Source organism: Microbacterium sp., assembly GCF_035554235.1.
Lineage (GTDB): Bacteria > Actinomycetota > Actinomycetes > Actinomycetales > Microbacteriaceae > Microbacterium.
The window spans coordinates 1-7446 of record NZ_DATMIO010000111.1 but is presented as its reverse complement, the minus strand read 5'-3'; the positions used below and the strand labels follow the sequence as shown (position 1 = coordinate 7446).

Here is a 7446-nt window from a genome sequence, read left to right as displayed (position 1 = left end):
ACCGCAACGTGGCCGGCGAGTTCGTCGAATTTGACCTCGCAACGCCTGCTTTGGATGTCGCAACCGTCCAGGTAAAAGGCAAGACGGTCCCATACGTCGTGCGAGTCGAGACGGGGGTGATCAACCGCGGCGTTTACCGCATTGCAGCGATCGTGGATCCCGCCGATCCCAACTGGACGCCCTGGGACCCGCAACCTACCTGGAGCCGAAAACTCGTCTTCATGTACGGAGGGGGCTGCGGATTTGGGCACACGATGGGAATGATCTCCACGGATCCGCTCGTTGATGTCGGCTACTCCAGCCCACCGATCCTCGCTGACCTGCCACTGTCGATGGGCTACGCGGTAGCCTCGTCAAGCAAGATGGCGATGGGTAACGACTGTAACGCGACGATTTCGGACGAGACCTCCGTGATGCTGAAGGAGCATTTCATCGAGCGATACGGGGTCCCGACTTTCACGATGGGGCACGGCGGTTCGGGTGGGTCGCTCACCCAGATGGATTTGGCCACGCGCTATCCAGGCATCCTGGACGGACTGAATCGTCAGCGCCCGTTTCAGGATCTGAACAGCTTGATATTCCAGACCCAGATCGATTGTGATCTGCTCAAGCCGTACTTCGCGCAGAACTCCGACGGTTGGACGACTGCACAGGTGAACGCAGTGCAGGGACGCGACAAGATGTACTGCGACGCGCAACGTGCGACGTCGGGGACATTCTCTCCGACGAACTGTGCGAGCATCGTTCCGTCGGATGTTGAGTACCACCCCGTGACGAATCCAGGCGGTCTGCGCTGTTCGCTCCCGGACACCTCGGCGAACGTACTGGGTTTGCGTGACGAGTCCGTTTGGAGCGAGCAAGAGCGCGTTGCGGGCCGCGGATTCGCGAACCGGTACGCCGACAACACCGGGGTCGAGTACGGTCGGAAGGCGTTGGATGACGGCGTGATCTCGATCCACCAGTTCCTTGATCTCAACGCGAAGGTTGGCGGGTTCGATCTGGACTGGAACCGTGTCGGCGCCCGTTTGGAAGCGGACTCGGACGCGGTGCGTCGGGCCTACGCGAATGGTCTCGTTCCAGATATGGCCGGGCTGGACGCTTTGCCGATCATTGATACGGTGACCACCGACCCGGTCGCGGCGAACAGCCACGAACAGATGTTCCCTTACGTCGTTCGTGAGCGGCTCACCATCGCCAACGGTCACGCCGACAATCACGTCGTCTTCCGTGTCTCCACGTCGGCCGCGACGACCATCGGGCACGTGCCGACCGACGACGCGTTTCGTGCGATGGATGCATGGCTGACCGGGATCGCCGCCGATAAGTCGAATCGCTCCGCGGCCGAGAAGGTGAAGGCCCACCGTGCGGAGCAGCTGTCGGATCGCTGTTATGACGTCGCGAATCAGCAGCAGCCGATGGTGGCTTGCGACACCGCGTACCCGCTTCAGACCTTCCCGCGCACAGCCGCAGGACAGCCTTTCACCTCCGACGTCGTAAAGTGCTCGCTCAAGGAGCCCAGCCGAACAGAGTACGTCGGTATGACCGACGAGCAATGGGAGCGCCTACTGGCGATATTCCCCGCAGGTGTCTGTGATTACAGCGAGAGGGGCGAGTACCGGGTGCCATTTACTGGTCCATGGCTCACGTTCGAGGACGGCCCTGACGGTAGACCTCTTGCGGGCGACGAAGGGTAGTTCTGGCCATTCAGTTTCGCGGCCACCGTTACTGGCAGTGGCGACGAGCTATGACGATTGTGGACTACGACGCAGAGGTGAGATTCCGCTGAGTGGTGCGGGTTCTCCACACCCTGCAGCGTCAGCTGTTCGGATTCCGCCGCTGCCAGTTCCTGAATCGCGGACTCCTCGGTTCGCCTGGGCTCAGTCAGTCACAAGCGACGGCGACGGCTGATCCATTATATGAGCGGAGAGAATCGCTGACGGCTCGCGCCCCGCTACGGACGACTGCCGCTAGCTCCGTCTCGCGAAAGTCGGCGACAGTCGTCACCACGCCTATCGCGGCCCCAGGGAATCCACCTATGGGCCCGACGGGGGCGGCCACCGACGCTGTTCCAAGTGACATCTCCTCCATCGCAACCGCGTAGTTGCGGGCCCGGACCACGTCCAGTTGCTGTCGAAGTATGCGTTCCTCCACGATGGAGAACCTGGTCTCCGCGAGCAGACCTGACGACAGGTGGATATCGATCCAGTCGGACGGCTGCGTGGCGAGAAGCGCCTTGCCCACCCCCGTTGTATGTAGCGGGAACGTTCCGCCAACGCGCGCAACGGTCGGGACGGACGACACGCCAGCGACTCTTGCAATGAAGAGCGCGCCAGCGTGCAGGGGGTCGGATCCGGCGACGACCGCGAGGTGAACGTTCTGACGCGTGGCCTCGTAGAGCGTCGTCAAGTGCGGTGTAGCGATCTCCCGGAGAATCAGCAAGGCCGGGGCGAGCTCGCCTAACTGCCAGAGTCGAATTCCGATCGTGTAATGGTGGGAGCCCGTGCGGACGAGCCAGCCGAGCTCCAGGAGCTTGACGATCATGCGATGAACCGACGAGATGGCTATGTCAGTCTGCTTCGCGACTTCAGCCGCCGTGAGGATGAATCGGTCTGACGAAAAGCAGGTCATGATCGCTTCAGTGCGCTCAAGTATCCCCTGGCCGTTCATACGGTAATCCCCTCCGTCGGTCATTCCGGGGACGCCTGCGACGCGTGCGGTGGCACCTGAAACGAGCCGCGCCGTGGACGGGTGTCCACTCGCTTTCGCGTTGCAAGGACTTGTCGCTTCGCTAATCTGAATCGAGGAGATAGGCGCCGCATCGAACGGCCGATCGCGACCCGACGATGACAGTCGGCACGGACATGCACTGCCCGCTCGGGTGACCTGGACCCGACTCCCAAGGGCGCCGCCATCCGACGAGCGCAACGTCGATGCGGAGCGCCACACTGTGGCTGCGCCTGCAGAATTTCGAGATCGGTGAACACGTTCGATTCCTCCTTGAATCGATCCTGGACTGCGGTCGCTCGACCACCGCGAGTCTGGAACACCAGTGCGCGGCGGAAGCGGCGGTCGATGACGAGGCGCAAGGGAGCACCGCACCCCGCCATCCCCCGTGAGTCGGGCTCGCCCTTCGTCACCACACAGTGGGCGACGGGTGCTAATCCTTGCGGTAGTTCTCGCGGGCGAACGACGAGTACGGGGCCGGGTAGACCGTTGCGCGAACCTCGGCTTGTCGGTGGCGCTCAACGGCCGGCTTAGTGGAGTTCGGCTGCTCGCCCCACACCACGACGACCTCGGTGCCCCACTCCGCGTGCTCGGCGTCGATGCTCGCCAAGGAGGCAAAAACCTGCTCGCCAGTGATGTAGCCAGCATCGTGCGAGATACCGACGTCCCGACCGTCCGCCAGGACCCGATCCACCTGATAGAGCCCGTATCGGGCCTTCGGGAACTCGATGTACTTGGCGGGCGTTCCCGGCTCGTAGAGCGAGCGCTGCACCGCGGCCACATCCTCCGCATTCCACACCAGCGTCACCTTGGTACGGCGAGCACCAGCAGCGTGCTGCTCGAGCGCGTCGCGTCCGATGAAGTCATGGTCGAATGCGACGCTACGCCCGTACCCCAGGTCGTACGGGGTCAGGTAGTAATCCTCGATATTGTCCGACACATAGCTTCCGGCGAGCGACCCGGCCCGCGCGGCCGGGAGCCAGTTCAGGTATTCGGCCGTCCGCTCGCCGGTGAAGATCGCGGGAAGCGGCGACGGCACCCAGGCGGACTCGAGATTCGCCGAGGAGTACGCCTTCGAGCCGACAAGGACGAGGTCGAACTCCTCTCCGGTTGCGATCAGGGCGTTGCGGACTTGTTCGCCCTCGGCCCACGGCCCGAAGAGCTCGAAGCCGGGCTGTCCGGCCATGCCGTGACGCAGCGACCGCACCTCGACCCCGGCGATCGTGAAAGTGGCCATGTGGAAGAACTTCGTGGGCGGAACCGGACCGCCGATCACCCTCTCCATGAGTGCAAGGGCGTTCGGCCCCTGGATCTCGTACCGATAGGACACCGGGTCCACGCCCGGCGCGCGCATGAGCGAATTCGCGTCCCGCTCGAAAGTGACGTCATAGTCGCCGGTCTCACCGATGAACTGCACCCAGTCGAGCACCATGTACCAGCCCACAAGGTCGAAAGTGTTCTCGGCGAGATAGAAGAGGATGGCGTCACCGATGAGGTACCCCTCGTGATTCACCGCGATGAACTGCTTCGCGTTATCGACCTCGAACTTCGCGAAGCTGTTCACGCCCGTGTCGGACAGCAGCTTCAGCGCGTCCGGTCCCGAGATGTACAGGTCGGTCATGTGGTGCGACTGATCGAGCAGGGCAACCGAGGTGCGCCACGCAAGCTGCTCGGATCGCCAGTTCGTGAACTCCGGCGTCACGGGGAAGATCGTCGGCCGGGACTGCGCGTTGCGGAGCAGTTCGATTGCGCCGCCCACGCGATCGATGGCCTGGGAAACGGACTCGGTCATGGAACTCCTTCATTCGAACAGACGATTCGGCTCCATCGTAGGTAGTGATTCAAATTCGGGTAGGCATTTGCAATAATGGATGCTTATGGACCACGAAGTATGTCTAACACGAGGCGAGGGGACTGCGTGGACCTGAATCTCATCCGGGTCTTCGTTGCGATATACGAGACTCGCAGTCTGACTGCGGCGGCATCCCGACTGTTCGTCACTCAGCCTGCGGTCAGCCAGTCACTTCGTCGGCTACGCGGGGAGCTGGACGATCCCCTGTTCCAACGCGACGGACGGACGATGGAACCGACACCACTCGCCGTGAGCGTGTTTTCCGGCTTCCGCGATGCCGTCGCCGGAATCGATCGCACGCTGGACGCGGTGCACGGCTTCGACCCGGCGAACTCGCATCGGGTGTTCCGGATCGCACTCTCTGAACTGGGAGAGATCGGTTGGCTGCCGGCGATCCTGAAAGCCGTTCGGTCTGAAGCACCCCGAATGAGCATCGAGGTCGTCCCGCTCGATGTAGAGGCGCTTCCCGACTGGCTGGCACGCGGGGTGGTGGACCTGGCGGTCACACCGTCCCCGGTGCCGGGGCGCTTCGAGCAGGTGCTGCTGAAGTCACAGGACTATGGCGTCGCGATGTCGGCTGCGAACCCGCTCGCAGACCGGCCATTGACGATGGAGGCCTACCTCGCGGCCCACCATGTGACGGTGGCGGGCGACTCCGGTCTCCCGAATCTCGCCGCGGCACTCGCGAGACTGGGCGTCATACTCGAGCCCCACGTCCGCGTGAACCATTTCACATCGCTTCCGCTGGTCCTCGCGGGCGATGACTCGCTTGTGGCGACGGTCCCAGACACCATCGCCGCCGGCTGGGCCCTGACGTGGCCGCTGGCGCTGAAGACCCTTCCTTTCGAGATGCCCGCTGTGAACGTGCGTCTCTTCCGCCGTGCCACGACCCAGCAGACCGCAGCTCTGGATTGGCTGTTCACCACGGTGGCCCGGGCGATCGAGGGTTCATCCGGTCAGTTCTTCGTCATCCACGGCGACTCCCTGCCGAAGACCGCCGGCGGCACGGCGTGGACCGGTTCGCCACCGCACGGCCCAGCTGATAAGTGACGCTTATCTAAAGGGTTCAACCGCTGAGTGGGCTTATCGACTCGGGGCGGCGAGAATCCAGAGGAAGGGCCGACGATGAGCGTCGTGACCCCGACCTCGAAGCAGAAGGAAAAACGATGACGTTTACCAACCGAGGCAATCGGATCAATCGACTCGTTCTGGGTGCGCTCGCGCTTGGAGCCGCGGCAACTCTCGTCTCATGCGCGGCAACCCAGGGGTCGCCATCCACCGACGCCCCTTCTGGCGAGCTGACGGCGATAACTGTCGCGACGCTTCCCACATCCAATCTCGCAGCAATACACCTGGGAATCCAAGAGGGGTTCTTCGAGGAGGAGGGCCTGGATGTCACTACGCAGGATGTTCAGAGCGGCAGCGACATGATCACGGGCCTGCTGAGCGGAACCTTCGACTTCGCGTGCGCGGGTTACATTCCATTCTTCACCGCGGCGAGCCAGGGTCTACCCATCCGGATCATCGCCGGAAACGACGTCGGAGGCCGCACACCCGACGAGGATTGGCAGGTCACGCTCACGGGCGCCAATAGCCCCGTGACTAGCGTCGAAGACCTGCAAACGGCGACTGTCGGTGTGAATCAACTCAAGGGTGTCGCCGAGATCGCGGTGCGGGCATCCTTGCAGGAGCAGGGCTACGACGACGCGAAGGTGGAGTTCGTCGAGATTCCCTTCCCGGAAATGCCGGCAGCCCTCGCGTCCGGAACGATCGAGGCCGCCTACGCGCCCGAACCGTTCATCTCATCGGTGATCGCCGCCGGCGGCGCTATCGTCGACACGCCTTCCGCGGTCCTCGGCGAAGGCTTTCCGAACGGTGCGTGGGGTTCTTCGCTCGAGCTGACGGAGACCGCCCCGGATCTGGTCGCGTCGTTCAACCGCGCCATGGCGAAATCTCTGGACCTCGCGGCCGATGACTCCGATGCCGTTCGCGCGATAATCCCCACGTACACCCAGGTGCCCGTGGAGGTGGCGTCGGAGATGCGCCTCCCCGTCTTCACCCCCGAGCTCGACCGCGCGCAGTTGGAGCGGCTGCTCGAACTGATGCAGACGTTCGGTGTGATCGAGACCGTGCCGACCTGGGACGAGATCGTCTACGAGCCGGAAAACTAGGCGACTGCATGATGGGGAAGCCAGGCGGCAGCGTCGCGACGAGCGGCGCGGAGCCGACACGCGCCGTGGTCGGCGCGTCGGCCACGCGGAAGCTGCGGTACGGTCTCGGCTCACTGTGGGGCGCCCTGATCGTTCTGGCGGCGATGGAGATCGTCACCAGAGCAGGGGTGCTTCCGGCGGCGTACATCCCACCGCCCTCAACCGTTCTCATCACCCTGGTGGGCCTGCTGGGGGATCCGGCGCTGTGGATAGCCGTCGGGCAGACCCTCGCCGGGTGGGCACTCGGGCTCGGCATCGCCATCGTGATCGCCGTTCCGCTCGGTCTTCTTCTGGGCTCCAGCGAACTCGCCTATCGCGCTACGCGCCCGCTCGTGGAGTTTCTCCGACCGGTTCCCTCGGTGGCGCTGGTGCCCCTGGCCTTCCTCCTGTTTCCGCCCGGCCTGCAGGGCAAGGTGTTCCTCGCGGCATTCGCCGCAATCTGGCCCATCCTGATACACACGATCTACGGAGTCCGAAACGTCTTACCCGCACAGTTGATGACGGCACGTTCTTTTCAGATTCGCAAGCTGGACGTCGTCGGCAACATCGTCATCCCGGCCGCGGTGCCCTACCTCGCCACAGGCATACGAATCTCGTCGACGGTGGCGTTGATCCTGGTGGTAACGGGTGAGATCGTGATGGGATCGCCGGGCGTCGGGC

At 63.6% G+C, this 7446-nt stretch carries 6 protein-coding genes; 4 read left to right on the top strand and 2 right to left on the bottom strand.

The genetic code is table 11. The features are described from left to right. Positions 1 to 1694: DUF6351 family protein (locus VNT50_RS05645; RefSeq protein WP_325484125.1), on the top strand; the 1694-nt coding region annotated here is incomplete at its 5' end. Positions 1695 to 1881: 187 nt separating this feature from the next. Here the strand turns inward: VNT50_RS05645 and VNT50_RS05640 are convergent. Both VNT50_RS05640 and VNT50_RS05635 read right to left on the bottom strand, forming a co-directional pair. Continuing rightward, positions 1882 to 2691 (bottom strand): IclR family transcriptional regulator, encoded by an 810-nt coding sequence (locus VNT50_RS05640; protein WP_325484124.1) that lies wholly within the window; start codon positions 2689 to 2691, stop codon positions 1882 to 1884. A gap of 466 nt (positions 2692 to 3157) precedes the next feature. Beyond that, positions 3158 to 4516, bottom strand: coding sequence for an aminomethyl transferase family protein (locus tag VNT50_RS05635; protein WP_325484123.1), 1359 nt, complete (start codon positions 4514 to 4516; stop codon positions 3158 to 3160). Positions 4517 to 4591: 75 nt separating this feature from the next. On the opposite strand from VNT50_RS05635, the gene VNT50_RS05630 reads away from it, so the two are divergent. From VNT50_RS05630 to VNT50_RS05620, 3 genes are all read left to right on the top strand, one after another. Next, entirely contained in the window at positions 4592 to 5626 is a 1035-nt protein-coding gene (locus VNT50_RS05630) for a LysR family transcriptional regulator (protein ID WP_325484122.1), read from the top strand. Positions 5627 to 5742: 116 nt separating this feature from the next. Further along, a complete protein-coding gene (locus VNT50_RS05625) occupies positions 5743 to 6747 on the top strand; it encodes an ABC transporter substrate-binding protein (RefSeq protein WP_325484121.1) in 1005 nt (334 codons plus the stop codon). Positions 6748 to 6755: 8 nt separating this feature from the next. Continuing rightward, on the top strand, positions 6756 to 7446 hold a 691-nt coding region (locus tag VNT50_RS05620), incomplete at its 3' end, for an ABC transporter permease (RefSeq protein ID WP_325484120.1).